Source organism: Microbulbifer yueqingensis (genome assembly GCF_900100355.1).
GTDB lineage: Bacteria > Pseudomonadota > Gammaproteobacteria > Pseudomonadales > Cellvibrionaceae > Microbulbifer > Microbulbifer yueqingensis.
Genome location: NZ_FNFH01000003.1, coordinates 257,170 through 283,361 on the forward strand (window position 1 = coordinate 257,170; position 26,192 = coordinate 283,361).

At 61.4% G+C, this 26,192-nt stretch carries 20 protein-coding genes; 16 read left to right on the plus strand and 4 right to left on the minus strand.

Going from position 1 to position 26,192, the window contains the following annotated elements; translation table 11 throughout:
- The first annotated feature begins 323 nt into the window (after positions 1-323).
- From BLT26_RS08330 to BLT26_RS08360, 7 genes are all read left to right on the plus strand, one after another.
- Entirely contained in the window at positions 324-2,663 is a 2,340-nt protein-coding gene (locus BLT26_RS08330; protein ID WP_091511937.1) for a DNA translocase FtsK, read from the plus strand.
- 87 nt (positions 2,664-2,750) lie between these two features.
- Positions 2,751-3,359: an outer membrane lipoprotein periplasmic chaperone LolA gene (gene lolA, locus BLT26_RS08335; protein WP_091511939.1), complete on the plus strand. Its 609-nt coding sequence runs from the start codon at positions 2,751-2,753 to the stop codon at positions 3,357-3,359.
- Positions 3,352-4,698, plus strand: coding sequence for a replication-associated recombination protein A (locus tag BLT26_RS08340; protein ID WP_091511942.1), 1,347 nt, complete (start codon positions 3,352-3,354; stop codon positions 4,696-4,698). Before lolA ends, BLT26_RS08340 begins: the two co-directional genes overlap by 8 nt.
- Before the next feature lie 49 nt (positions 4,699-4,747).
- The gene (gene crcB / locus BLT26_RS08345) at positions 4,748-5,122 is read left to right on the plus strand and encodes a fluoride efflux transporter CrcB (RefSeq protein ID WP_091511945.1); all 375 of its coding nucleotides are present in this window, start codon (positions 4,748-4,750) and stop codon (positions 5,120-5,122) included.
- A gap of 18 nt (positions 5,123-5,140) precedes the next feature.
- Entirely contained in the window at positions 5,141-6,418 is a 1,278-nt protein-coding gene (serS, locus tag BLT26_RS08350) for a serine--tRNA ligase (protein ID WP_091511949.1), read from the plus strand.
- Between the two features lie 46 nt (positions 6,419-6,464).
- Positions 6,465-7,844, plus strand: a complete 1,380-nt coding sequence (gene cysG / locus BLT26_RS08355) for a siroheme synthase CysG (RefSeq protein WP_091511952.1) — start codon at positions 6,465-6,467, stop codon at positions 7,842-7,844.
- A 169-nt stretch (positions 7,845-8,013) separates the two neighbouring features.
- A complete protein-coding gene (locus tag BLT26_RS08360; RefSeq protein WP_245720650.1) occupies positions 8,014-8,220 on the plus strand; it encodes a hypothetical protein in 207 nt (68 codons plus the stop codon).
- A 25-nt stretch (positions 8,221-8,245) separates the two neighbouring features.
- Here BLT26_RS08360 and BLT26_RS08365 read toward each other — a convergent pair whose 3' ends face one another.
- Positions 8,246-10,600, minus strand: coding sequence for a penicillin acylase family protein (locus BLT26_RS08365; RefSeq protein WP_091511959.1), 2,355 nt, complete (start codon positions 10,598-10,600; stop codon positions 8,246-8,248).
- Positions 10,601-10,894: 294 nt separating this feature from the next.
- Here BLT26_RS08365 and BLT26_RS08370 point away from each other — a divergent pair, with 294 nt between their 5' ends.
- The 5 genes from BLT26_RS08370 to BLT26_RS08390 all read left to right on the plus strand — a co-directional run bounded on the left by BLT26_RS08370 (position 10,895) and on the right by BLT26_RS08390 (position 17,534).
- The gene (locus tag BLT26_RS08370) at positions 10,895-13,474 is read left to right on the plus strand and encodes a TonB-dependent receptor (RefSeq protein WP_245720651.1); all 2,580 of its coding nucleotides are present in this window, start codon (positions 10,895-10,897) and stop codon (positions 13,472-13,474) included.
- A 162-nt stretch (positions 13,475-13,636) separates the two neighbouring features.
- Positions 13,637-14,944 (plus strand): ergothioneine biosynthesis protein EgtB, encoded by a 1,308-nt coding sequence (egtB, locus tag BLT26_RS08375; protein WP_245720652.1) that lies wholly within the window; start codon positions 13,637-13,639, stop codon positions 14,942-14,944.
- Positions 14,941-15,909, plus strand: coding sequence for an L-histidine N(alpha)-methyltransferase (gene egtD, locus BLT26_RS08380; protein WP_091511970.1), 969 nt, complete (start codon positions 14,941-14,943; stop codon positions 15,907-15,909). Before egtB ends, egtD begins: the two co-directional genes overlap by 4 nt.
- Positions 15,878-16,498, plus strand: a complete 621-nt coding sequence (locus tag BLT26_RS08385) for a DUF411 domain-containing protein (protein ID WP_175453062.1) — start codon at positions 15,878-15,880, stop codon at positions 16,496-16,498. Before egtD ends, BLT26_RS08385 begins: the two co-directional genes overlap by 32 nt.
- 61 nt (positions 16,499-16,559) lie before the next feature.
- Entirely contained in the window at positions 16,560-17,534 is a 975-nt protein-coding gene (locus BLT26_RS08390) for a hydrolase (RefSeq protein WP_091511977.1), read from the plus strand.
- Between the two features lie 330 nt (positions 17,535-17,864).
- Here the strand turns inward: BLT26_RS08390 and BLT26_RS08395 are convergent, their stop codons facing one another.
- A complete protein-coding gene (locus BLT26_RS08395; protein ID WP_139169451.1) occupies positions 17,865-18,131 on the minus strand; it encodes a hypothetical protein in 267 nt (88 codons plus the stop codon).
- Between the two features lie 270 nt (positions 18,132-18,401).
- On the opposite strand from BLT26_RS08395, the gene BLT26_RS08400 reads away from it, so the two are divergent.
- From BLT26_RS08400 to BLT26_RS08415, 4 genes are all read left to right on the plus strand, one after another.
- Positions 18,402-18,896, plus strand: a complete 495-nt coding sequence (locus BLT26_RS08400) for a hypothetical protein (protein ID WP_091511984.1) — start codon at positions 18,402-18,404, stop codon at positions 18,894-18,896.
- 46 nt (positions 18,897-18,942) lie between these two features.
- Positions 18,943-19,956, plus strand: a complete 1,014-nt coding sequence (locus BLT26_RS08405) for a zinc-dependent alcohol dehydrogenase family protein (RefSeq protein WP_091511987.1) — start codon at positions 18,943-18,945, stop codon at positions 19,954-19,956.
- 176 nt (positions 19,957-20,132) lie between these two features.
- A complete protein-coding gene (gene trhP, locus BLT26_RS08410) occupies positions 20,133-21,455 on the plus strand; it encodes a prephenate-dependent tRNA uridine(34) hydroxylase TrhP (protein ID WP_091511990.1) in 1,323 nt (440 codons plus the stop codon).
- Positions 21,456-21,631: 176 nt separating this feature from the next.
- Positions 21,632-23,467: a DUF389 domain-containing protein gene (locus tag BLT26_RS08415; RefSeq protein WP_091511994.1), complete on the plus strand. Its 1,836-nt coding sequence runs from the start codon at positions 21,632-21,634 to the stop codon at positions 23,465-23,467.
- Between the two features lie 94 nt (positions 23,468-23,561).
- Here BLT26_RS08415 and BLT26_RS08420 read toward each other — a convergent pair whose 3' ends face one another.
- Positions 23,562-25,202, minus strand: a complete 1,641-nt coding sequence (locus BLT26_RS08420) for an acetolactate synthase large subunit (RefSeq protein ID WP_091511998.1) — start codon at positions 25,200-25,202, stop codon at positions 23,562-23,564.
- 233 nt (positions 25,203-25,435) lie between these two features.
- Positions 25,436-26,182 (minus strand): hypothetical protein, encoded by a 747-nt coding sequence (locus BLT26_RS08425; protein ID WP_091512002.1) that lies wholly within the window; start codon positions 26,180-26,182, stop codon positions 25,436-25,438.
- Between the last annotated feature and the right edge of the window lie 10 nt (positions 26,183-26,192).

Consider the following 26,192-nt stretch of genomic DNA (forward strand, 5'->3'; position numbering starts at 1 on the left):
GATCAGTCGAGACTATTGAATTGAGCGATATCATAGGCGAAGGGGCGGGGGGAACGAAATAGTTTCCCTTTATTCAAATCATTGCGCGCCACTATCCGGGGCCGCTGTGCCGGCTGTGCCCTATTGATGGTAGAACGGCGACACGCATCACAAAAAATATTAGCAATGCTCTCTATCTTATTGATTTATATGGATTAGAATTCCGTTAAAGTGGATTGTGAAGAGCGTGGGCGGTGGCATTTTCCGCTCCTCTGTAGTACACAGGCCTCTCCCGGCCGGGGCTCGCTCCCCGCGGACACGACAATAATTCCCGAGGTAAGCCATTGAAGGCCCAGAGCGCATCCGACACACCCGATAATGAGGCAGGCGGCCTGCCGGAATCCCTGATCGCGCGACTGTTGCGGGAGGGAGCCCTGATTGCCCTGCTGGCGGGAGCCCTGCTGATGGCGATCAGCCTCATGAGCTATAGCCCCCAGGATCCGGGGTGGTCCCATACCGGCCAGGGAGGGCCGGTTGAGAATGCCATCGGCCCCACCGGCGCCTGGCTCGCCGACGTCTGCCTGTCTCTGCTCGGCTGGATGGCTTACCTGTTCCCCCTCCTGATCGGCTGGCGCGCGCTCGGGATCCTGCGGGACCGCAACGCGCGTTTCCACGGCCCACTTTTCACCCTGAGGGTCACCGGCCTGGTGGTATTGCTCACTACTGGCGCTGGCCTGGCTACACTCTGCTTCGCCGAGGCGGAAAACCCGCTACCGTTTTCTAATGGCGGGATCATCGGTGCCGCCATCGCCGAATCAACTGAACTCAGCCTCGGGTACGTGGGGGCCACCATCCTGCTTCTGGCCCTGTTCGCCATCGGCATCACCGTGTTTACCGGTCTGTCATGGCTGAAGCTGGCGGAGGCGATCGGTCGTAACCTGCTCGGCTTCCTGGCCTGGGCGGGCCAGCGTTACCAGCGAGCCCGCCAGGAGCGCGCAGAGCGGCGCGCCGCCCGGGAGGCGGTTGTTGTGCGCAAGGCTGCTGTTGCCGAGGAGAAGCAGCGTACCGCCAAGCGCCTCCCCCCCAAGATCGAGCCGACACTCCCCGCTCCCAAGCCCAGCCCCCGGGCGGCCAAGGAAAAGCAGGGTGAGCTTTTCGCCAGCGGCCCGGTCACCGGGACCCTGCCGCCGCTGTCGCTGCTGGATGCGCCTGACAAGAACAGGAAAGCCGGCTTCTCCCGCGAATCACTGGAGGCACTCTCGCGCCTGCTGGAACTAAAGCTGAAGGACTTTGGCGTGGTGGCGGAGGTGGTCTCGGTTTTGCCGGGCCCGGTAGTTACCCGCTTTGAGATCCAGCCGGCACCCGGGGTCAAGGTCAGCAAGATCAGCAACCTGGCCAAGGACCTGGCCCGATCGCTGGCGGTCATCAGTGTGCGGGTGGTGGAAGTCATTCCGGGTAAGTCGGTGGTGGGCATCGAGATCCCCAACGAGAACCGGCAGATGGTACGCCTGACAGAGGTGCTGTCTGCCGATGTATACGACAACGCCAAGTCGCGCCTCACCCTGGCCCTTGGCCACGATATCTCCGGGCAGCCGGTCGTTGCCGACCTGGCCAAGATGCCGCACCTCCTGGTGGCGGGCACCACCGGCTCGGGCAAGTCGGTGGGCATCAATGTGATGCTGCTGAGCCTCCTGTACAAGTCCACTCCCGAAGAGGTCCGGCTGATCCTGGTGGATCCCAAGATGCTGGAGCTTTCCGTGTATGAAGGCATCCCACACCTGCTGACGCCGGTGATCACCGATATGAACGACGCCGCCAACGGCCTGCGCTGGTGCGTGGGTGAAATGGAGCGGCGCTATAAACTGATGGCGGCAATGGGCGTGCGCAACCTGGCGGGTTTCAACCGCAAGGTGCGGGAAGCCATCGAGGCAGGCGAGCCGCTGACAGACCCCACCTGGCAACCGGATCCCGCTTCCAGTGTTCCCGAGGCAGAGCAGACCCCGCCGCACCTGAAGCCGCTGCCGGCAATCGTCGTGGTGATCGACGAGTTCGCCGACATGATGATGATTGTCGGCAAGAAGGTGGAGCAGCTGATCGCCAGGATCGCCCAGAAGGCGCGGGCTGCCGGTATCCACCTGTTGCTGGCCACCCAGAGGCCATCGGTCGATGTCATCACCGGCCTGATCAAGGCCAATGTGCCCACCCGTATCGCCTTCCAGGTCTCCTCGAAAGTGGATTCCCGCACCATCCTCGACCAGGGCGGTGCGGAGCAGCTGCTCGGCCACGGCGACATGCTCTATCTTCCGCCGGGCAGTGGTGTGCCGGTACGGGTCCACGGCGCCTTTGTCGACGATCACGAGGTACACAAGGTGGTGGCCGACTGGAGCCGGCGGGGAGAGCCGGACTATATCGATGGCATCATCGACGACACCAATAACAGCATTCCCGTACCGGGCCTGCAGACCGAGGGCGAGGAGGATGATCCCGAGGCGGACCCCCTCTACGACGAGGCAGTGGCCTTTGTCACCAAATCGCGCAAGGCCTCGATCTCGTCGGTGCAGCGCCAGCTGCGGATCGGCTACAATCGCGCCGCCCGCATCATCGACGCCCTGGAAGCGGCGGGGGTAGTGTCGCCGGCCGGCCACAACGGTAACCGCGAAGTCCTGGCGCCGCCGCCCGCCTAGTTGAGCTGACCACTGCCCTGACGGTTCAGTCCCGGTTCACCTGCCGGGGACTAGGCTTAAGGAAAATCCCAGCACTGGAGTGCCGTTATGAAAAGAATGCTTACCGCCCTCGCGACTTCCGCAGCGCTATTTGCCGGTTCCGCCTGGGCCGACGCCACCGCCGAACTCAGCCAGCTGCTGCAGCCGCTGGCTTCCATCTCCGGCAAGTTTCACCAGACCCTTACCGACGAGCGCGGCGAGGTGCTGCAGAAAAGCAGCGGCACCTTTTCGGTGGAGCGTCCCGGCAAGTTGCGCTGGGAGACAGGTGAACCTTTCCCGCAGCTCCTGGTTACCAACAACAAGAAGTTGTGGCTGTACGACCCGGACCTGGAGCAGGTGACCATCCGCCCGGTAGACAAGCGCATGAAGGAGACTCCCGCACTGCTGCTGGGCGGTAAGGTCGGCGAGATACGCAGTTCCTTCAACGTGGCGAGCAAGAACGGCGCTTACGAATTGACACCCAAGAATGCCTCCGCGCCGTTTCGCGCCATGGAGATCAGCTTTGACAACGGCCTGCCGGCGGCCATGACTGTGCGTGACAGCATGGGGCAGACCACCAAAATCAAGTTCAGCCGGGTAAAGGCCAACCCGAGCCTTTCCGCTGCGCTGTTCAACTTCAAGCCACCGGCGGGGACCGACATTATCCGCGATGAGTGACCTGTTCCAGTCTCCACCGAGACACCAACCCCTGGCCGCGCGTATGCGGCCCCGCAGTCTGGCCCAGTACATGGGCCAGACGCATTTATTGGGGCCGGGAAAACCGTTACGTGAAGCCGTCGAGCGTGGGCAGTTGCATTCGATGGTCCTGTGGGGCCCCCCGGGCGTGGGCAAGACCACTTTTGCCAGGTTGCTGGCAGAGGAATGCGATGCGCGTTTCGCCACCCTTTCGGCCGTGTTGGCGGGCGTGAAGGACATACGCGCAGCGGTGGCCGAGGCTGAGCAGCATCATGCCCAGAGCGGTCGGGGAACCATCCTGTTTGTCGATGAGGTGCACCGCTTCAATAAGGCGCAGCAAGACGCCTTCCTACCTTACGTGGAGGAGGGCACTGTCACTTTTGTCGGCGCCACTACTGAAAACCCGGCTTTCGAACTGAACAACGCCCTTCTGTCCCGCTGTCGCGTGTACATGCTGCGCAGCCTCGATGAGGAGGAACTCCTGGCGCTGCTGCACCGGGCGCTGGCCGAGGACGAGGCGCTGCGCGCGCTCGACCCGGAAGTGGATGAGGAAGTGCTGGGAAAACTGGCAAAGGCCGCCGACGGTGACGCCCGCGGGGCCCTGAACCTGCTGGAGATCGCCTGCGACCTGGCCCGGGAGGAGGGCGGTCGCTACCGGATTGACGAGGCGGTGCTGACAGAGGTGTTAAGCGCTGACGTGCGCCGCTTCGACAAGGGTGGCGATTACTTCTACGACCAGATTTCTGCAATGCACAAGTCGGTACGGGGCTCGGATCCCGACGCGGCGCTCTACTGGTTTGCGCGGATGGTGGACGGCGGATGCGACCCCCTGTATATCGCCCGCCGTGCCGTGCGAATGGCCAGCGAGGATATCGGCAACGCCGATCCACGGGCCCTGCAGGTTGCCCTCGGCGCCTGGGACGTGCAGGAACGGCTGGGCAGTCCTGAGGGAGAGCTGGCCATCGCCCAGGCGATTGCCTACCTGGCGGTGGCCCCGAAAAGCAATGCGGTCTACACCGCCTACAAGCGGGTGCTGGCGGATGTGCGCCGCGATCCAAGTTACGAGGTGCCGGTCCACCTGCGGAATGCGCCCACCAAGCTGGCGAAGAGCATGGCGCACGGGGCGGAATACCGCTACGCCCACGACGAACCGGACGCCTTCGCGGCGGGCGAGAATTATCTGCCGGAACCAATTCACGATCGGGTGTATTATCACCCGGTGCCGCGCGGCCTGGAGCTCAAGATAGCGGACAAGCTGGAGAACCTGCGCCGCCTGAACCGGGAAAGTGATCGCCAGCGGTATCCCGCGCGCAGGAAGTGAATGGGGCCGGCGGGCCGTAGAGCATAGAGGGCAGGGGAGCGACGAGAGAATGCAATTGCTGGCGGTTGCCCTGGGGGGGGCGATAGGCGCGATCATCCGTTACCTGGTAACGGTGTGGACCTACCCCCTGACCGGCGGAAAATTCCCCCTGGGGACCCTGATTGTCAACGTGACCGGCTCCTTCCTGATCGGTGTGGTGTACGTGGCCATCGTGGAGCGGGGCATGTTGTCCCCGGAGTGGCGCCTGCTGCTGATGACCGGCCTGTTCGGCGCACTGACCACCTTCTCGACCTTCTCGCTGGAAACACTGCTGTTGTGGCACAATGAGCAGCCCCTGATGGCGCTTGCCTATATTTTGATCAGCCTGGTGCTCTGCCTGGCTGCTACCGGCGCGGCCATCGCACTGACCATGAAATATCTATAAAGCGGTAAAGAAAGCACCATGCTCGACCCAAAACTCATTCGCACCCAGATGGACGAGGTGGCCGCGACCCTGAAGAAGCGCGGCTTTGAACTGGATACTGCCCGCCTCCAGGAACTGGAGGAGCGGCGCAAGGAACTGCAGGTTCGCACCGAGAGCCTGCAGAGCGAGCGCAACAGCAAATCCAAGAATATCGGTCGGGCCAAGGCCGCCGGCGAGGACATCGCCCCCCTGCTGAAAGAAGTGGAATCCCTCGGCGGGCAGCTGGGTGAGGCCAAACAGGCGCTGGGCGAATTGCAGGAGGAGCTCGACAGTATCCTCTCCGCCATCCCCAACCTGCTGGACGAATCCGTCCCGGAAGGTGAGACCGAGGATGACAACGTAGAGGTGCGCACCTGGGGTGCGCCGCGCAGTTTCCCGTTCGAGGTCAAGGACCACGTGGACCTGGGGGCGCAACTGCAAGGGCTGGATTTCGAGGTGGCCAGTAAGCTGACCGGTTCACGTTTCGCGGTGATGACCGGTCCGGTGGCAAAGCTCCATCGCGCGCTGGCACAGTTTATGCTTGATTTACACATAGAACAGCACGGTTATCGTGAGGCCAACGTGCCGGTGATCGTCAACAGCGACTCCCTGTACGGAACCTCGCAGCTGCCCAAGTTCGCAGAGGACCTGTTCAAGCTTGAGGATGAGCGTGGTTTTTACCTGATACCCACTGCCGAGGTGCCGCTCACGAATTTGTACCGCGATGAAATCGTCGAGGATGCCGAGTCGCTGCCGCACAAATATGTGGCACACACGACCTGCTTCCGTTCCGAGGCCGGATCCCACGGTCGCGATACCCGCGGCATGATTCGCCAGCACCAGTTCGAGAAGGTCGAACTGGTATGGTTCGCCCGCCCGGACCAGTCCGAGGAGGCGCTGGAGGCGCTGACGGGCCACGCCGAGACGGTATTGCAGAAACTCAACCTGCCATACCGCACCGTGGTGCTGTGCGGTGGTGACATCGGCTTCGCTGCACGCAAGACCTACGACATCGAGGTATGGCTCCCCTCGCAGGAGAAATACCGGGAGATTTCGTCTTGCTCCCTGGTGGGTGATTTCCAGGCCCGGCGCATGAAAGCGCGCTGGCGCAACCCGGACACCGGCAAGCCGGAGCTGTTGCACACCCTGAATGGCTCTGGCCTGGCGGTAGGGCGCACCCTGATTGCGGTGCTGGAGAACTACCAGCGCGAGGACGGCAGCATTGAGGTTCCCGAGGTACTGCGCAGTTACATGGGCGGTGCCGAAAGCATAGGCTGAGTCCCCCTGCCAGGGGCCGGCCAATTGAGTATTACGGATTACCAGATTGCGCTATTTACCCCTCGCATTTGACCTCGTCGACCGCCCCTGCCTGCTGGTAGGGGGCGGTTCCATCGCCACCCGCAAGGCCCGCCTGCTGCACAAGGCTGGTGCACGCCTGCTGGTGGTTGCCCCGGATATCACCGATGAACTCGCCCAGCTGGTCGTGGACAGCGGCGGTGAGTACTTCCCGGCCATTTACGAATCCCCCTTCCTCGACCGCGCAGAGATGGTGATTGCCGCCACCTCGGACGAAGTGGTAAACGCCCGGGTATCTGCCGATGCGCGGGCGCTGCGATTGCCGGTTAACGTGGTTGACTCCCCACAGCTCTGTACCTTTACCGTGCCAGCCATTGTGGAACGCGGGCCCCTGTCCATCGGTATCAGCAGCGGCGGCGCCGCGCCGGTACTGGCGCGGGGAATTCGCGCCCAGCTTGAGGCATTGCTGTCGCCCGCCGTGGCATCGCTCGCGGAGCTGGCAGCAGGTGTGCGGGACAAGGTGAAAGAGGCCCTGCCGGAGCCGCAGCGCAAGGATTTCTGGCAGTGGGTTTTCACCGGGCCGGTGGCCACCAAGGTGGAATCGGGACGGCCGGAAGAGGGCAGGCAGCAGTTGCTGGAGGCCCTGGAGAGCTGGCGCGGCAGCCCCGAGCCCAGTGGCGAGGTCTACCTTGTTGGCGGGGGGCCCGGTGACCCTGACCTGCTCACGTTCCGTGCCCTGCGCCTGATGCAGCAGGCGGACGTGGTGCTGTACGACCGGCTGGTTTCCTCCCAGGTGCTGGAACTCGTCCGGCGCGATGCCGAGCGTATTTACGTCGGCAAGAAAAAAGAGTTTCACTCAGTTCCCCAGGACGATATCAACCAGCTGCTTGTGGACCTGGCGAGGCAGGGCAAGAAGGTGCTACGCCTCAAGGGCGGCGACCCGTTCATTTTCGGCCGTGGCGGGGAGGAAATTGACCGGCTCGCGGACGCGCGCATACCATTCCAAGTGGTCCCGGGTATCACCGCGGCATCTGGTTGCTCCACTTACGCAGGTATCCCGCTCACTCACCGGGACCATGCACAGTCAGTGCGTTTTATTACCGGCCACCTGAAACAGGGGGAGCTGGTGCTGCCGTGGAGTGAGTTGGCTTCGCCGGGCCAGACCCTGGTGTTTTACATGGGCCTCACCGGCATCGATACCATCTGTTCGAAGCTGGCTGCCCACGGACTGCCCACAGATACCCCGGCAGCACTGGTAGAAAAGGGCACTACACCGGAGCAGCGTGTGGTGGTGGGCAATCTGGAAACCCTGCCGGATCTGGCGCGGGCAGGGGGTGTCGAGGCGCCGGCGCTCGCCATCGTCGGCGGTGTAGTGAGCCTGCACGAAAAGCTCCAGTGGTTCCGCTGAACCGTTCCGGAAAGCCCGCCCTTCACTGAGTGACAGCTGCGGCCTCGACGGCCGACTCCCCGACTGCGGGCGCTATCTATACTGCTACATAGATTCTGTAGTGGTATAGAGCATGGTTGTCGCGCTGATCCGATTTTATTGCACCCTTTTAGTGCGGAGCTTCCTTCCGGTGGAGGCAGAGATATGCCTGCCGGACCCTGGCGACAGCCATGCACGGCGCTACACCCGCAGTTACCGGGTGAAGCGCGGCTGGGTAAAGAACCTCTGGATTGCCGCCTCCCTCCTGATGCTCTGTTTTCCCCTGCTGCCGTTCGTGCTGGGGCTGGGGCTGCTTACATCCCTGCTGTCGTTTGCCATCCTCGATGAAACCGCCTGACCGGGACTGCGCCAGTGCGGCCCGGTTATTCCAGGGTAAGGCGGTGAACCGGCTCTCCCTCCACCAGGGGTGATGGGTTGCCCTCCACCCAGTCGTGGTGACCGTTACCGAAGAAGGGTGATAGCGGATGCGCGCTCTGTCCCGTGGCCATATGGAAGATGGCATTCTCCTCGCGCCCCGGCGCCACCACCATGCGCTGCGAGGCGCCGGTGGTCGGGGACTGCGCACGGGGCAGGTGAGTGTCGCCCGAGAGCTGGTCGGCGGGCATGGCGGTGAACCAGTTAACCGGTGCCAGCGCCCGCCCCAGGGGATGGCGGATGCGGGCGGTGTTCTGCACGCCCCAGGTCTGCTCGGCGAGCGGCAGGCCACTTGCGGCCATCTTTTCCAGGACCCTGTCCAGGGCAGTAAATTTCAGTGCGCGCCAGGACTCGAAGTCCGGATTGAGCAGGTGCGCGGGCTCCGTGCTGTTCATCTCCCAGGCCGCGTATTCCAGCTGTCGTTTCATCGGGCCGAAGGAGAAGTCTTCCTGGAACCTGCGCATATAGGTGAGCACCGGTGCCGTGGCCATTTCCAGGAATTTCAGCCGGTAGTTGCGGACTATGCGGTAACCGACGGAATCCGCACTGGCTCGCCCACCCCATTGCTCCAGCTCCCGACGTACGTCGGCATAGTCCTCATTGCGATCCAGTAGCGCCAGCAGCTGCTGCTGCCAGCGCTCCAGGAACAGGGCCCGATCATCCAGCTGAAGTTCGAGCAGGTCCTGCTCGGTAAATGAATCCGCTGCAAACAGGGCATCGCGGATCTGCTGCTGGCGGGCGCCGAGCGCATAGCCGTGATTTCCCATTACGGCGAGCCGGGGCCCGTCCATCACCCGGCTGTTGGCAGTCCAGATACGATTCGACGGCGGGTTGTACACCCGCGGCTGCTCGGAGTTGTCGAGGTAACCGTCCCAGTATGCCTCGCCGTCCGCCCACGAAAGCGAGCGGCTGCCATCAAGCCCCACGCGCCGCGGAACGGCGCCGCCTACGGTCCAGCCGATATTGCCGTCGCTGTCGCCGACCACCAGGTTCTGGTGGGGAATACCGAGTTGCGGACCCAGGTCCAGGGCTTCCTCTGCAGATTCGGCTTTTTCCATCTGCAGCAGGTTCAGGTTGGCGCCGCGAATATCATGGGCCACCCAGCGGTAGGCGAGGGGAGTGCCGCGGTGGTCGCTGCCCACCACCGGGCCCCAGATGGTCTTGCGAACCTCGAGGGTCTCCGGTACCGCCCCTTTCACCATTATGCGCTCCTTCTCGATGCTGAACTCCGTCCAGCCATCCGGCGTGCGATAGCGTTTGCCGTCCTCACTGACCTCGATTTTAACCAGGTCGCCCCAGTCGCCCATGGTGTTGGTGAAACCCCAGGCTATGCGGCCGTTGGAGCCGACAACTGCGATCGGGCCTCCGGGCAGTGTGGCCGCACGCATCTTGCGGTCGGTGCCGGGAATGCTCCAGCCGGCACGGTACCAGATGTTGGGCACGTCGAGGCCCAGGTGCATATCGTCTGCCAGTATGGCGCCGCCGTGTTCCGTCAGCGCGCCGCCCACGACCCAGTTGTTGCTGCCGAAGACCTGGTCGTCACTTTCCATTACCTGGTAGGCAATGGTGTCATCCGCCTGCAGGAGGGTGGCAATGTCAGTCCGGGGCAGTGACACCGGGCCGCGAGCCTCACCGACCAGCGGCGCATCCCAATTGCCGCCTTCGGGGAAAAAGAAACCGTACAGGTCTCCGGGCAGCAGGTCAGCGAGTGCGGTGTCCCTCTGCTCGAACTTCCCGATCGGGCTCTGCAGGCTCAGGTACATACTGAATACGCTCAATAAGCTGTCTGCCTCGGTCCAGGGACGTGGCTCCTTGCCCAGTAGCAGGTATTCCCAGGGATGGCTGCCCAGCTGTGCCAGCCCGTAATTCACCCCCTTTACGTAGTGGGAAAGCACTTCGCGGTGGTCCCTGGGCAGCGCGGCGACATTCCGCTCGGCGCGTTTGCGGAACTGGTGTACCCGCACCTCGCGGTCGTGCTCCAGGGCCGCCGGCCCGACCAGGGCGGAAAGCTCGCCGGCGGAATTCCGGCGCAACAGGTCCATCTGGAAGAAGCGCTCCTGGCCGTGGAGGAAGCCCAGGCCGAAGGCGATGCTGGCGCGACTGTCGGACACAATCATCGGAATGCCCTGGGCGTCGCGCCGGATACTCACAGGCTCCTCCAGTTGCCCGGTGTGCAGAACACCATCAAGCAGAGGGAGGCTCTGGCGCAGCCACAGCCAGGCAGCGGCCAGGAGGAGGGCGGCGATGGCACAGAGGATGATCAGGACGCGTGCGGTCAGGCGTAGGGGGGCGGTACGGGCCATGGGTACTTCCATCAAATCTTATTCTATTGCTCGGCACCTCGATAATAGCAGTGGGCCCTGCACCAAAATAGTTACCGGGGGACATAAGCTGGTCACAGAAACTGCTTTAAAGAGGAATAATGTGCCATTAAAGTCGGTGGCTCTCCGGGGTGCCCACTAGAACTGACCAGTCACTAGAAAAAAGTCATAACGGGCTTTCAAAAGCGCACATTGGCACGTAATATGGCGCCCAATAACAAAAACACGAAGCAAACATCACGCTTTTTCTATAACAACAAACGCGAGGACGCGATGATGCACGACGCCGATCAGACCGGTAGCAACCGGAATTTCCGTCTGTCCATTCTCTCCCAGGCTGTTGCCTTTGCCACCGCGATCAGCGGCTCCGCTTATGCGGCCGAGATCGAGGAAGTGGTGGTTACTGCGCAGAAGCGCTCGGAGAACCTGCAGGATGTACCCATTGCGATTTCCGCCTTCACCGGCGAGAACATCGAGAAGATGGGTGCCCAGAGCCTGACCGACCTGGGTAAATCCACCCCGGGTGTCGAAATGAACAACGACACCGCACTGCAGCCGACCTATAACATCCGCGGCATCCAGACTTCCGACTTCACCGTGGGCTCCGACCCGGCGGTAGCGGTCTACGTCGACGGTGTCTACACCGGCCGTGGTGCTGGCGCCGAGGTGCCGCTGGCGGATATCGAGCGGGTTGAGGTGCTGAAAGGCCCGCAGGGCACACTGTTTGGCCGCAACGCCACCGGTGGTGCCATCCACATCATCACCAAGCGTCCCTTCAATGAGGACCAGACCGAGGTGTCCCTGACTGCCGGCAACTACGGCCGCATGTCCTCCGACGTGATCGTTAACCGCGCCATCAACGATCGTGCCGCGGTGCGCCTGACCGCGTCCACCGACAAGCGCGACGGCTATTATCCGAACGCCCTCGACGGTTCCGACTGGGGTGGGCAGGACACCAAGACCCTGCGCGCTGCGGTCTCGCTGCTGCCGACCGACAACACAGAAATCCTGTGGCGCGGCGAGTACAGCCGCCTTGACCAGAACGGCGCCACCCGCGTGTCCATCAACGACTCTATTTCTGTCGGTGGTGGCGATCTCTTCGGTGACGTGGCGTTCGATTTCGGCAACGTGGAAGAGCGCGACCTGTACGGCACCTCCCTGAAGGTCACCCACGACTTCGAGAATGTAACCCTCACCTCCATCACCGCGTACCGCACCTTCGAGGCGTACATCGGTCAGGACGAGGACGGTGCCAATAACCCGGACTTCTATTTCGGTTCCGGAAACACTGACGACCAGGAGTTCTTCTCGCAGGAGTTCCGCCTGAACGGTGAGACAGACACCCTCAAGTGGACCCTGGGCGCTTCCTATTCCCAGGAGAAGCTGGAGCACAACACCGAGGCTTTCTTCACGCCGAGCACCTTCGAGAGCTTCGCGCTGTACACCGCTCTGAAGGACAGCCCCGAGGCCCTGGGTGCGTTGGGTGTGCCGGCGGAGACTATCGCTGCACTCGACGCAATGACCGACGTCCAGGTTGCGGAGCAGGTGCCGATGTTCCGCGAGATGCTGCGTAACACCCAGATTCCCCTCGCTCCGGGTCTGGCTGCCAGCGGCGACGGCCTGATGATCGCCAACTTCTTCGGCACCTACATGCTGCCGAGCCTGCTGGCCCAGGCGCAGACCTCCCCTGAGGCCATGGCGGCCTTTATGGGCAGCTTCGACTGCGCGCCACAACTGCAGACCTACCTGGGTACCGGCGATAACAGCCAGCTGCAGGGCTGCCTGCTGCTCGGTGCGAATGCCTTTGTCCAGGGCACCGATGCCAGCTGGGGTGAGAATGTGCTGAATACCGGGGACTACCGCTCTGCAGCCATCTACGGCGACGCTACCTGGTCACTGACTGATCGTACGGACCTCACTTTCGGCCTGCGCTACACGCAGGACGAGAAAGACTTCTCGATCGATACCCAGTACCAGAACGAGCTGTACGGCATTCCTTTCGGTATCGCCTTCTTCAGCGGCGGCCAGCCGATGATCTCGGAAGAGCCGTCTGACAGCTGGTCAGACCTGTCCGGCCGCATCGTGCTGAACCATCACTGGAATGACAGCGTGATGACCTACGCTTCAGTGTCGAATGGTTTCAAGGCGGGTGGTTTCAACAGCCTGAACTACGGTGCAAATATCGAGAACTCCTTCGACCAGGAGAACGTCACCAACTACGAAGTCGGTATGAAGTCCAATCTGCTGGACAACCGCATGCAGTTGAACGCGTCCCTGTTCGCTTACGAGTACGATAACCTGCAGGAATTGAGCCTGATCGGCTTCCCGATCCCGAGCTACAACCTGCGTAACGCCGATGCCGAAGGGCGGGGCGCCGAGGTGGAAGTGCTGTTCGCGGCTACCGACAACCTGCTGATCGGCGGTAACTACTCGAACCTGAAGACCGAGTACACCCGCTACCAGATCATCGAGGCTGCCGGTGAAACCGCGGCGGATGACCGCACCGGCGATCCGCGCGTTGGCACTCCGGAGAACAAGTTCAACCTGATGGCGGAATACGTTATCGGCCTGAACTCCGGCGGCGATGTTGTCCTGCGGGGTGACTACAACTGGACCGGCGAGCGTGTAGGCACCATCTCTGACCCGTCGTTGACGGTACCTGACTACCAGCTGCTGAATGCCCGCGTGGCCTTCAACAGCCCCAGCGACACCTACACTGTGTCGGCCTGGGTCCAGAACCTGACCGATGAGGAGATCGTGGGTTCATACGGTGGTCCGGGTAGCGCGATCGGCTCCGAGACCGGCTGGCGTTTCCAGCCGCGGATGTTCGGCGCGGACGTCACTATGCGCTTCTGATCACGAGCGTTCACGACAAATGGAAAGGGCCGGCTTATGCCGGCCTTTTTCATTTCAGGCGAGTGGACAATATGGGGAAGGGCGCGCCAAAAACCTTTCCACCGCTGGCAATTTCATGGGAATCACGCCAAAACTGCGTATGATCATTGAAAGCCATAAGCAGTGACCAATCGCATGACGCTACTGGAGCGGGAGGTATACCGGGAAAACCAGGCTGACCTGCTGTCGCGCTACCGGCGCGTACGACATGAGACAGAGCTGCTGGCAGACCCACTGTCGCCTGAAGACATGCAGCTGCAGTCCATGCCGGACGCCAGTCCCAGCAAGTGGCACCTGGCCCATACCAGCTGGTTCTTCGAGACCTTTATCCTGCGCAGCTCGCTACCCGGCTATCGGGTGTTTGACAGCGACTACCACGAACTCTTCAATTCCTATTACAACAGCCTGGGCACGCCGTTCAGCCGTCCGCACCGCGGGATGTTGTCCCGCCCCGATCTGGAGAGCGTTTTTGCTTACCGCCAGGCGGTGGATGGTGCGATGGATGAGCTGCTTGCCGATCATCCGGTGGGAGATTCCCTGCAGTCACTGATTACCCTGGGGCTGAATCACGAGCAGCAGCACCAGGAGCTGCTGCTGACCGATATCAAGCATGCCTTTTCCATCAGCCCTCTCTTCCCCGCCTACTCGGAAACTGTGCAGGAACCAGAGGATGAGGATGTGCTGGCGCCTGCTGCGATGACGTGGCTCGACGTTGCCGGCGGCAACTATGCCATCGGGTCCGAGGGCGACCACTTCTTCTTTGACAATGAGAGCCCGGCGCACCGGCAACTGCTGCAGGATTTCCAGATCGCGTCGCGCCTGGTCACGAACCGCGAGTTCCTCGAGTTCATCGAGGATGGTGGCTACCGCGATCCGCGCCTGTGGCTCTCCGACGGATGGGCACTGGTGAAGAGCGGGCAGAGGGAGATGCCGCTGTACTGGCAGTGGCGGGATGGCCGGTGGATGCAGTTTACCCTCGGTGGGCTGCAGCCTCTGATCGAGGATGAGCCCGTGTGCCACCTCAATTTTTACGAGGCCGATGCATTTGCTACCTGGGCGGGCAAGAGGCTCCCCACAGAATTTGAGTGGGAGGTTGCCGCGTGCCAGCTTCGCCAGCCCGACCAGCTTGCAAGAGCGAACCTGCTGGAGAAACGCCAGTTCCGTCCGCTCCCTGCCGTTTCGGGGCAGAACCAGTTCCTCGGTGACCTGTGGGAATGGACCTCCAGCGCCTATCTCCCGTACCCGGGATTTCGCGCCAGCGCCGACGCTGTGGGGGAGTACAACGGCAAGTTCATGTGTAACCAGAAAGTTTTGCGCGGGGGTTCCTGCGTCACTCCAGCTGATCATATACGCATGACATACCGGAATTTCTTCTATCCTCATCAGGCATGGCAATTTACCGGTATCAGGCTGGCGGGAGATCCAGTATGAACATGGCTGTTTCGCCAGTGAGCGACAAGGCTGACCAGGGCGAATTTTTGCGCGATGTTATCGCGGGACTGCGCCAGCCTCAGAAAACGCTCCCGTGCAAGTACCTCTACGACGAAGCGGGTTCGAGGATTTTCGAAAAAATCTGCGAGCTTGAGGATTACTATCTTACACGCACGGAAGCGCAGATTTTTTCCGATAACCTCGAGGAAATTGCCGCATCGATCGGGCCGGGAGCGGTTGTGATCGAGCCGGGGGCGGGCAACTGCGAAAAGGTCGAGCCGTTGCTGGAAGCCCTGGAGCGTCCGCAGGCGTATATCCCGATCGATATCTCTCCCGAGATACTGCTGGCAGCACGGGGGCGCATTCAGGCGCGCCTGCCACAGCTGGAAGTTGAAGCTCATGTGGCCGATTTTTCGCAGCCTGGCGCCTGGCGGGGGGCCGGCTGTAAATACACTGGTCGCCGGGTAATCTTCTTTCCCGGCTCCACCATAGGTAATTTCGATCCCGGACAGGCCCAGCAGCTTCTGGAAGACTTTGCCTCCCAGTTGGGGCAGGGGGACGGGCTCCTCATCGGTACAGACCTTGTCAAGGACGCGGTGGTCCTCGAGCGAGCCTATAACGACAGTGAGCATATCACTGCCGAATTCAACAAAAACCTGCTGGTGCGCATCAACAACGAGCTTGAAGGTAACTTTGATCCGCAAATGTTTGCCCACCGCGCCTTCTATCACCCGCTGCGGCAGCGGGTGGAGATGCATCTGGTCAGCCTGAAGGCCCAGCGGGTGCGTATTTCCGGTGAGGAGTTCGGTTTTTCCGAGGGCGAGACAATCCATACGGAAAACAGCCACAAGTACTCCCTGCAGGGGTTCGCCAGCATGCTCGACTCTGCCGGCTTCAAGTCGCGCTGTAATTGGGTTGATGGGAAAGAGTTGTATGCGCTCCACTACGCAGAAATCCCTCGCTAGCCGGGTCTTGCGCCTGGTGGTACTGCTTGCCAGTGCCATATTGAGTTCGGCTTCGCTCGCCGACAGAAGCCCTTCATCGACTGCAGCGCAGGGCACCCACGTGGAAGGCAAGGGCGCGGATGGCATAGCGGCCGCTCCTGCCAGTGAGGACGCCTCTCTTACTGAAATGCTATCGGTATCAGTGTACAAGCACCGGTTCTGTCGCTGTTGCGGCAAGTGGGTTGACCACCTCGAGAGCAGGGGACTGCAGGTACCGGTTATTAATTCCAGCAATGAAGAGCTGAGTGTACTGAAGGGAGAGTGGCGGATTCCCAATGGCATGCAGGGCTGCCACACCGGTGTCGTACAGGATAAGTATGTATTTGAAGGTCATGTTCCCGCCCGCCTCATCCGCCAATTCCTCTCCAGTCCTCCGCCGGACAGCCTGGGGCTCATGGTGCCCGGGATGCCGGAAGGCAGCCCGGGGATGTACGGGGGAGGGGGCTTCAAGCCTTACATCGTCTATCTGCTGATGCGCAATGGTGACTACCGTTTCTATGCCCGTATCGAGGAACCAGAGAGTGCAACCGGATCCGTCGGAGAAGACTAGGGGCTGGGTTTCGGATGCCCGCCGCGGTAAGGTGTCGCGCCTGTTATCCGGATAGCTATGCATGACTGAGAAGTTCCGCCCGGCCAGGGGCCTGGGCAATTGTCACCTCCAGACCGTTTTCCCCCGTTTCCACCGCCCAAGGCCCTGGGTGCGTACACACAGCCGCTGGTTTCACACGCCCGATGGCGACGTGATTGCCCTACATATGCCACATCGATTGCGGGATGATCCGCAACGGCCGCTGGTGCTGGTGCTTCACGGCCTCGAGGGTTCGGTAAACTCTCCCTATGCCCAGGGAATCATGGAAGCCCTCCAGGCAAATGGCTTCCAGGTGGCCGTCATGCATTTTCGCGGGTGCGGTGGTATCCCCAACAAGCTGCCCCGCGCGTACCACAGTGGTGACAGCGACGATCCCCGCTGGCTGGCCGGCGAACTGCGGAAAGAGTTCCCCCGCACTCCGCTGATGGCCGTCGGCTACTCGCTGGGGGGTAACGTACTCCTGAAGTGGCTGGGCGAGGACGGGGAGGGGAGCCCCCTTGCCGCGGCAGTGTCGATATCAGCCCCGCTGGATCTCCATGCCTGCAGCCGGCGTATCAACAGCGGTCTGTCCCGCGTCTATCAGCGGCACCTCCTGAAGAGTCTCCGGGAGAGCCTGCTCCGAAAGAGTACTGACAAGGAGCTGGCCAGCCACCTGCCCGATTTAGGCGACAGGCGCCTGTTTAGTAACTTCCGCGTTTTTGACCATATGTTTACCGCGCCACTTCACGGCTACCGGGATGTGGAGGACTACTACACCCGGGCATCGAGCAAGCCGCTGCTGGGCGCTATCAGGCGCCCCACGCTGATCATTCACGCTATCGATGACCCGTTTATCTGTCCCTCTGCCGTACCTGCCCCCAGCGAGTGCAGTAATTGTGTCGAACTGGATATCTCGCGACAGGGGGGGCATGTCGGTTTCGTGAGCGGTAGCCTGTGGCGACCGGAATACTGGCTGGAGACGCGTATACCGGAGTTTCTTGCCCGTGCCCGGAGCTGAATCCCGGTTTACCTCCCGCGTTTGACCTCTCCGCTAAGCATGGCGCGGCTGAGCTGGCCTGGCGACAGCGAGGTCAACGTACCCATGACGGCCAACTGGCTGATCAACAGGAGCGCAAGCATCCGGTTGAATTGCCGGTGCTGTCGTGGGAGGAGCAGTAGAGCAGCCGTGAATTTAAATCGAGTGACTTCCAGTGCGCGAACTGGCTGCCACAGGTATTGAGCGCTATTTAGCCATAACCATAATTTAACATAATCTATATTATGCGAACTAGGTATTGGCTATGCGGGAAGCCAGTGTGCTCCAGGTGCGCACAGCTCTGCCGCGTGTTCACGCCTCTTCAATGTCCATCTGTCCCTCCAGGCCCTGAACGCGTCGAATGAGCGACGGCTTAACGATGCGATGCAGGCAGTGATCGCGCACGATCGCCGTGAGCCCCTTGGTGGCGTGTAATGTAGAAATGTATTCCCTGACCCATCTGCGCGCGTCGGCTTCTGACGCAAAGTCGGCAGAAACCAGCCTCCACAAGAACTCGTCCAGGCTGATGGAGACTCGGGTGAAGTCTGCATTCCTGCCGTCGATGATCACTGATGCCATGCCAACCCCTTCCATAAATAATTATGTCGCTCGCGTGCGGCAACTGCCTGGAGTATACATAAATAATTATGCACCACACTCATAGATGATTAGGTTTTCGGGACATAAATAATTATGCCGCAGACACATAAATAATTATGCTGCCAGAATCAATGATTGGAGCGGGGGCTCGCGGCCCAGCGAGATTCTGGCCCCCAATCCAACCGCCGTATTGGCGCTCGGGCCCTGGGTCGGCCAAGCTGCAGCGTAATCAGAAGCCCGGGAAAAGCCATGAAGGCCCCTACGTTCTACCGGTTGGTCGCAGTGTGCGCGTGCAGCATCTTGCCCTTCGCACCTGCACTTGGCGCGGATCGACCAGAGTTGGCCGATTTCGCCCGGGGTTTTATGGAGGATTTTTCTGATCCCGGCAAACAACCCGACGAAGTGGCCAGGGAGTATTTTGCGTCGGCGCCCATCTTCTTCGTCGGAGAAATGCCGGGTCTCAGTGAGAGCCCCGATATTGCGCCGCTCATGCTGAGGCTCTTTCGGGAGCAGTTCCACGTTCTGTCGCAGCCTTTTTCAAGCTACGAAATTGAAACATTGGCCATGGGCGACGATGGCAGTGCCGCCATGCTGGTGGCATTCCGGCGCGATCCTGGCACCAAGCCCGGGACGGGAATTTTTTGCAATATCTTCTCGCTGGCCAGGCTGGGAGGCCGCTGGAAGATCATCGGCTGGTCGCTGTTTGCGATGGGTAATGCACAGGACTGCTCTCACAGCCATTGAACCGCCCTTCCCTGCGATCACACCGCCATTACGGAGAAAGACAAGGATGAAAGCGTTTGTCGTACCCAAGCCCGGTGGCCTCGACCGGCTCGAGGTCCGTGACCTTCCCGATCCCGGCGACCCCGGGCCCGGCCAGGTCAGGGTTGCCCTGCATGCCACCTCCCTGAACTTCCATGACTACCTGATCGCATCCGGGCAGCTGCCCACGGAGGACGGGCGGGTCCTGATGTCCGACGGCGCGGGTGTGATCGAGGCGGTAGGTGAAGGTGTGACCGAGTTTGAGATAGGTGACCACGTTGTCTCTTGTTTCTTTCCGCAGTGGCCCGATGGCGCGCCCCGGAGTCCGGTGGGCAGTTTTGGCGATACACCGGGGGATGGAACAGACGGATTTGCCCTCTCTCACGCGGTGCGGGCTGCAGCAGCCTTCACTCATGCTCCCCATGGGTGGAGTCATTCGGAGGCTGCCACCGTTACCACTTCCGGGCTAACGGCCTGGCGTGCCCTGGTGGGCGACGGCAGGCTCAAGGCCGGGGATACTGTGCTTACCCTGGGCACCGGTGGCGTATCGATTACCGCCCTGCAAATCGCCAAAGCCATGGGAGCCTCGGTGATCATCACCTCCTCTTCCGACGAAAAGCTGGAGCGTGCCCGCAAGCTGGGCGCTGACCATACGATCAATTACGAGGAGGAGGAAAACTGGGGTGAGAAGGTCCATAAGCTAACCGGTGGCTGCGGGGTCGACCACGTAATCGAGGTTGGGGGTCCCGGTACACTGGCGCAATCGATCGAGGCCGTGCGTGTGGGCGGGCATATTGCCCTGATCGGCGTATTGACCGGGACCAAGGGAGAGGTCCCCACGGCGGCCCTGATGGGCAAGCATGTACGGTTACAGGGGCTGGTGGTGGGAAGCCGGCGACAGCAGCAGGATTATGTGGCTGCCCTGGAGGAGACGGGCATTCGCCCGGTCGTCGACCGGACTTTCCCGTTGGAGGAACTTGCCGATGCCTTCAGGTTCGAGGAGAGCGGCAGCCATTTCGGCAAGATCTGCGTTGAATGGTGATTGACGGGCAGATCGAGCCGGGAGCCCGGTCAGTGCGGCTGTTGGCGCTTACGGGGCTCCCAGTGGGCCCGCAGTCCGGGCCTGAGGCTGGGTAACTTGATTTAGATCAACCAGGCGGCGGCGCCAGCGGGGACAATTGCGCGCCTGCACGAACTGTCTGACTGTGGTATCTGCCCATGACTCCCGAACTCCTGTCCCCCGCCGGCACCCTCAAGAGCATGCGCTACGCCTTCGCCTACGGGGCTGACGCCGTGTATGCGGGCCAGCCCCGCTACAGCCTGCGCGTGCGCAACAATGAGTTCAATAAGCTGGACAACCTGGCGGCGGCGATCGAGGAGGCCCATGGCCAGGGCAAGCAGTTCTACCTGGCCAGTAACATCGCCCCCCACAACGACAAGGTGCGCAGCTACCTCAGGGACCTGGAGCCGGTGATCGACATGGCCCCCGATGCGCTGATCATGTCGGACCCGGGCCTGATCATGCTCGTGCGCGAGCGCTGGCCGGAGCAGGAAGTGCACCTGTCTGTACAGGCAAACGCGGTCAATTGGGCCAGCGTGCGTTTCTGGGCGCGCCAGGGTATCAGCCGGGTAATCCTGTCCCGCGAACTCTCCATCGATGAGATCGAGGAGATCCGCCAGCAGTGTCCGGAGGTCGAGCTCGAGGTGTTCGTGCACGGCGCCCTGTGCATTGCTTACTCGGGCCGTTGCCTGCTCTCCGGCTACATGACCCATCGCGACTCCAACCAGGGCGCCTGCACCAATTCGTGCCGGTGGCAATACAACGCACACCCGGCACGGGAGAACGATGTAGGAGACCTGATTGCGACGGATGGGCCGACTCAGGTCTTCGACCCGTCTGCGCGCAGCGTGGAGCCCGTGTTGCTGCAGGAGCGCAGTCGCCCCGGTCACTACATGCCGGCCTACGAGGACGAGCACGGCACCTACATCATGAACTCCAGGGACCTCCGTGCGGTACAGCACGTGGATCGGCTGGTGAAGATGGGTATTCATTCACTGAAGATCGAGGGGCGCACCAAGAGCCACTATTATGTGGCCCGTACCGCCCAGGTCTACCGCCGGGCCATTGATGACGCCATCGCGGGCCGGGGCTTTGACATGGGGTTGATGGATGAGCTGGAGCACCTGGCTAATCGCGGTTACACCGAAGGCTTCTATAGGCGTCACCTGCCGAGTGAATTCCAGAACTATGAACAGGGCAACTCGAGTAACAGTGGGCAACAGTTTGTCGCCGAGGTGCGCGAATGCGAAGGTGAGTGGCTCACGCTGGAGGTTAAAAATCGCTTTGAGCTTGGGGACCGGCTCGAATTGATTACCCCCCGGGGCAATCAGGAACTGCGCCTGGAGGCGCTGGAGGATCTCCGGGGCAACGGCCTGGAAGCTGCACCCGGCTCGGGTCATGTCGTGCGGATCCCCAGGCCGGGCGACGTCGAACTCCCCGCGGATGGCGGCTACGCGATGCTGATGCGCCACCTTGGTTGATTCTGCCACTCTGGTTAGTTCTGCCATGTTGGTTGACTGGGCCGCCGCTCCCCGTACGGGCGCCCTCCCCTGACCAGTTTCCCTGGTGGGCCGGGCTATAATGAGGCCGGATCGCTTGCACTTCCCTCAGGACTCGCGACAGACCCGAAAAGGCAACGGCTAACCCGAGGTGCTGGATGGCAGTCCTGGCCCTGCTCAGAAACGCCGATGAGATCAGCCAGGTCATCCCCTGGGCAGCGGAAATCGCATTATCCCGCAATACCGCGCTTCACGTTCTCGGCTGGCACTATGCCGCCGCCCCCATCCCGGACGGGGAATTCTCCAACCGGACAATCGAGGCCGCCCTCGGGCGTTTTTTACGCAAGCTGCAGCGGATCCGCGCAATCTCGCGGCTGGAGGAGCCAGGTAACCTGGAGGTCTTCGAAGTCGGTGAACGCGACGCGGACGAATGTGCGATTGCGGTGGCACAGCGTGAAGATATAGAGCTTATTGTCGCCGCGGCGCCAGACCAGACCGGCGCAACAGGTGCCACACTCTCCTCCAGTACTTTACTGAAAAAAGGTCGCTGCAGCACCGTGATCCTCTTTGGGGGGGCAAAGCGTTCACGGCAGCCGGGAAAAGTCTTTGTCTCAGCGACGGACAGTGCCCATGATGGCGCCGCCCTGGTCATCGCACACCAGCTGGCCGAGTGCGGTGGCGGCGAGGTAACCCTGGCCCGCCAGGAAGCCGATTACGAAGAGGTCGACATCGAGGTGGGGCTCCGCGACCTGCGCAAGCTATTACGTGACACCGGGCTTGAGTCCAGCACGCGCATCCACTGTCGTGTGTTGAACGAGAGAGACGTTGCCGCCAATGCGCAACTGATGGACGCACACGACCTGGTGTTGCTCGCGGCCAACAGCCCACTTATAGCGTCGGTGGTGGAACTGACCAGGCACCCTACTGTGGCGGTGGCCAAGCGAGCACCCGCCCTGCGGCCCTGGCGACACGCAGTGATGGGTGAGTACTGGAATCCGTTTCTCAGCCCGGCGGATTACGCCGACTTGCTCGAGACGCTGAGGCGAGGATCCATGCTGACGCTGGATTTTCTCGTAATGCTCGGGCTGTCCACCGTGGTTGCTTCTATGGGGCTGCTGCAGGACTCCCCTGCCGTGGTGATAGGGTCCATGCTGCTGGCACCGTTAATGACGCCGATGCTCGGCTGCGGCCTGGCGCTGGTGCAGGCCAACCCGAGACTGGGTAATACTGCCCTCCAGTCCGTCGCCGCCGGGCTGCTGTTGACCGTGGTGATCAGTCTGGCCATTGGTATGCTGACGCCGGGTGTGGAGCTCACGCCGGAAATCTATGCCCGCGGCGCCCCGAATGTGCTGGACCTGGTGATAGCCGGAGCCTCGGGCGCTGCCGCCGCCTATGCCTCTGCACGCCCCAACCTGGTGGGGTCGATTGCCGGGGTGGCGATAGCGACGGCGCTGGTGCCACCGTTATGTTCGATCGGTATCTCGCTGGCATACTACGAACTTGGCAATGCGATCGGCGCCGCCCTGCTGTTTCTCACCAACTTCGTTGCGATCGTACTATTTGCCGCGGCCACCTTTCGGCTGATGGGTGTGCGGACCAGCAGGACCCGACGCAGGCAACGCCGCTGGGTGGCCGGGACCGTGGCTGTGCTGGCGATCGTAGCGCTCGTACTGCTGGGACCATTAAAAGTGTCGCTCGTAAAGGGGCTGCTCCAGGGCAAACCACAGCCTAACTCTTATCCGCTCTCCGCGTCGGTTATCGAGGCGCTAAAGGACTACGTTGAGGAGAATCCCGATGTCGAGATCCTCAGTGCGGGCCGTCCGGCTTCTCCACACCACCCATCCGACGTAGTGCTGGTTCTCGCCGCCCCATTTGAGCTGGATAAGGCCTATGGTCGTGAACTCATCCGGATAGTCAGGGAGGAAATGCGGCAACCGGACCTAAAGGTGGAAGTCCACTGCCTCCGCGAATTGTGGCAGGAAAAAAGCCGCTGAGGGCAAGCCCGGCGGGCTGGGGAGGTCTTTTCTCCTGCGTCTCACCTGGCCTCCGTGAAGAAAATGGTTTGGCAGAAGCTCGCCCTGTGACTGCTTACAGTTTCCGCGCCAGGTCCCGTATCTCCTGGTTCAGGATGCGGTCGTTATCGCTGTAGTCCACTGGCACATCGATCAGGTGTACACCGCCCTGCTTGCAGCATTTCTCAATCAGCGGCTTCAGTTCACTGGTGGCACCAATGCGGTGACCGTGTGCTCCGTAGGCTTCGGCATAGGCGACAAAATCCGGGTTGCCAAAGTCCAGACCGAAGTCGTGGTACTCCATTTGTTTCTGTTTCCACTTGATCATGCCGTAGGCGTCGTCCCGCAGCACCAGGATAATCAGGTCCTGCTTGAGGCGTACCGCCGTTTCCAGCTCCTGGGAGTTCATCATAAAGCCGCCATCACCACAGATCGCCATTACCTTGCGCTCGGGGAAGACCAGTTTGGCCGCCATGGCGGATGGCAGTCCGGCGCCCATGGTGGCCAGGGCGTTGTCCAGTAGCACCGAGTTTGGCGAATGCGCCGGGTAGTTGCGCGCAAACCAGATCTTGTAAATGCCGTTGTCGAGCGCGAGGATGCCGTCCTCCGGCATGACGTCGCGGACTTCCCTTACCAGCCTTTGCGGCCGGATGGGGAAGCTGTCATCCCCGGCACCGTCGACAATATGCTTCCGCAATGCATCCCGAATGCGATGGGCATGGGCAAAACTCCAATGCTCCTGCGGCTCGAGTCGCTCCTTGAGCTGCCACAGGCTGTTGGCAATGTCCCCCACCACTTCAATCTGCGGGAAGTAGACGGGATCCACCTCTGCCGAATTGAAATTGATATGCACCACCTCGGCCCCGCCGGGGCGCATGAAAAAAGGCGGTTTCTCCACGACATCGTGGCCCACATTGATAATGAGGTCGGCTTCATCGATGGCACGGTGGACAAAATCGTGGTCTGACAGCGCTGTGTTGCCAATGAAGTGCGGCCCGGACTCGTCAATCACACCCTTGCCCATCTGGGTCGTAATCGCCGGGATGCCCAGCTTTTTGACAAATTCCCGCAACATCTTGGAAGTCAGTTTTCGGTTCGCCCCCGCGCCGATCAGCAACAGCGGCTGGCGCGCCGCGGCGATGGCCTGGGCGGCCTGGCGAATGGCTTTCTCTTCGGCGATGGGCCTGCGGGTGTAGCTGGGTTCGAGCACCGGCATGGTCGAGTGCTCCTGGGCGATATCCTCCGGCAATTCCAGGTGCGTGGCACCGGGACGCTCCTCATGGGCCTGGCGGAATGCCTCGCGGACCCGGGCGGGAATGCTGTCGCCACTCACAATGGTCTTGGTGAACTTGGTGAGCGGGCGCATCATGTCGACAATATCGATAATCTGGAACTGGCCCTGCTTGGAGCTCTTGATCGGCTTCTGCCCGGTCACCATAACCATGGGCATTGCACCCAGCTGGGCATAGGCGGCGGCCGTCACCAGGTTGGTGGCCCCGGGCCCCAGGGTCGACAGGCACACGGCAGCCTTGCCGGTGAGCCGCCCGTAAGTAGCCGCCATAAAGCCCGCAGCCTGCTCGTGGCGCGTGATGACCAGCTCGATTTTTGAACCCCGCAGTGATTCGAGCAGGTCCAGGTTTTCCTCTCCGGGAATGGCAAACACGTACTCAACGCCCTCTGCCTCCAGGGCCCGTACAAACAGGTCTGACGCTTTCATTTGCTCTTCCCTTTTCCCATTCGCTGTGGCTTTTCTTGTCCCGTTCTCTTCTGCTTGTTGGGGGAGACTTGTCCGACCCTGCCTGAATATCCTGCGTGAACATATTATGCCCGCGCTTTTCGGGAACAGGCCTGGCCGGCCTACGGCTGCTGTTCCCCCCCCGTGTTTCCAGTCTCGCTTGCTCGTCCCAGGCTTCTTCGTCCTCACCTTCTCGTTACGACCATCCCTGCTTATCAGGAGGCGCCGCCGGTATTCGTCTCTTGCAGGGTCAGGATAACAAAGGCTGAGACAAGAATCGCGCCGAGGAAAAAAGGGACATGGACTTTTTCATTGCGGGCCGGGATCTCTTCCCGGATCGCAGTGATAATGATTGCCCCGGTGATGAATACCGTTGCTACCGTCATTACTCCATACAGGCGGTCGGTGAGAATGGCTGCCAGCCAGCCGAGCAGCATAAATACGCAGAAAATACTGCGGAAAGATCGTTCATAATGATGCGGGTAATAGTGCCAGATATGATAGTTGAGCCCCATTATATGCAGGCCCAGGACGATCCCCGCCAATAGGTAGCCCCCTACTCCCTGGATGGGCCAGTCCCCGAGAAAGTAGCCGACCTGGGCGTTGTAGAGTGAGAAAATAACCGCCACCAAAACCGTGCCTGTCGACCAGCCACGGCCTCTCCTGCCGCCCCCGGCAAGATCCTTCCGGAGCAGCAGCAGGAAAATTACGAATCCCGTCAGGGCGACCAGATAGACGTGATTCTGCCCGGGAATCGCCGATCCTGCTGTACTCGCGGGTATGGTGGCCTGTACCTGGGCCAGCTTCGGCAGCAGTACCAGGAAGACGTAGGTCAGGCCGGTACCCGCCGAAATACTGAGGAGTGCAGAGGGCGCCCCGCCCTGGAAAATCTTCCACCTGGGCAGGGTAAAATTGATGATGCACAGCATCAGTGCGATCAACAGTGAAACCAGGTCTCTCATATGCCACGCT

Coding starts and splice junctions, on each gene's coding strand:
- lolA (WP_091511939.1), top strand. CDS start 2,751: ATGAAAAGAATGCTTACCGCCCTCGCGACTTCCGCAGCGCTATTTGCC.
- BLT26_RS08340 (WP_091511942.1), top strand. CDS start 3,352: ATGAGTGACCTGTTCCAGTCTCCACCGAGACACCAACCCCTGGCCGCG.
- crcB (WP_091511945.1), top strand. CDS start 4,748: ATGCAATTGCTGGCGGTTGCCCTGGGGGGGGCGATAGGCGCGATCATC.
- serS (WP_091511949.1), top strand. CDS start 5,141: ATGCTCGACCCAAAACTCATTCGCACCCAGATGGACGAGGTGGCCGCG.
- BLT26_RS08365 (WP_091511959.1), bottom strand. CDS start 10,600: ATGGCCCGTACCGCCCCCCTACGCCTGACCGCACGCGTCCTGATCATC.
- BLT26_RS08370 (WP_245720651.1), top strand. CDS start 10,895: ATGCACGACGCCGATCAGACCGGTAGCAACCGGAATTTCCGTCTGTCC.
- egtD (WP_091511970.1), top strand. CDS start 14,941: ATGAACATGGCTGTTTCGCCAGTGAGCGACAAGGCTGACCAGGGCGAA.
- BLT26_RS08385 (WP_175453062.1), top strand. CDS start 15,878: ATGCGCTCCACTACGCAGAAATCCCTCGCTAGCCGGGTCTTGCGCCTG.
- BLT26_RS08390 (WP_091511977.1), top strand. CDS start 16,560: ATGACTGAGAAGTTCCGCCCGGCCAGGGGCCTGGGCAATTGTCACCTC.
- BLT26_RS08395 (WP_139169451.1), bottom strand. CDS start 18,131: ATGGCATCAGTGATCATCGACGGCAGGAATGCAGACTTCACCCGAGTC.
- BLT26_RS08400 (WP_091511984.1), top strand. CDS start 18,402: ATGAAGGCCCCTACGTTCTACCGGTTGGTCGCAGTGTGCGCGTGCAGC.
- BLT26_RS08405 (WP_091511987.1), top strand. CDS start 18,943: ATGAAAGCGTTTGTCGTACCCAAGCCCGGTGGCCTCGACCGGCTCGAG.
- trhP (WP_091511990.1), top strand. CDS start 20,133: ATGACTCCCGAACTCCTGTCCCCCGCCGGCACCCTCAAGAGCATGCGC.
- BLT26_RS08415 (WP_091511994.1), top strand. CDS start 21,632: ATGGCAGTCCTGGCCCTGCTCAGAAACGCCGATGAGATCAGCCAGGTC.
- BLT26_RS08420 (WP_091511998.1), bottom strand. CDS start 25,202: ATGAAAGCGTCAGACCTGTTTGTACGGGCCCTGGAGGCAGAGGGCGTT.
- BLT26_RS08425 (WP_091512002.1), bottom strand. CDS start 26,182: ATGAGAGACCTGGTTTCACTGTTGATCGCACTGATGCTGTGCATCATC.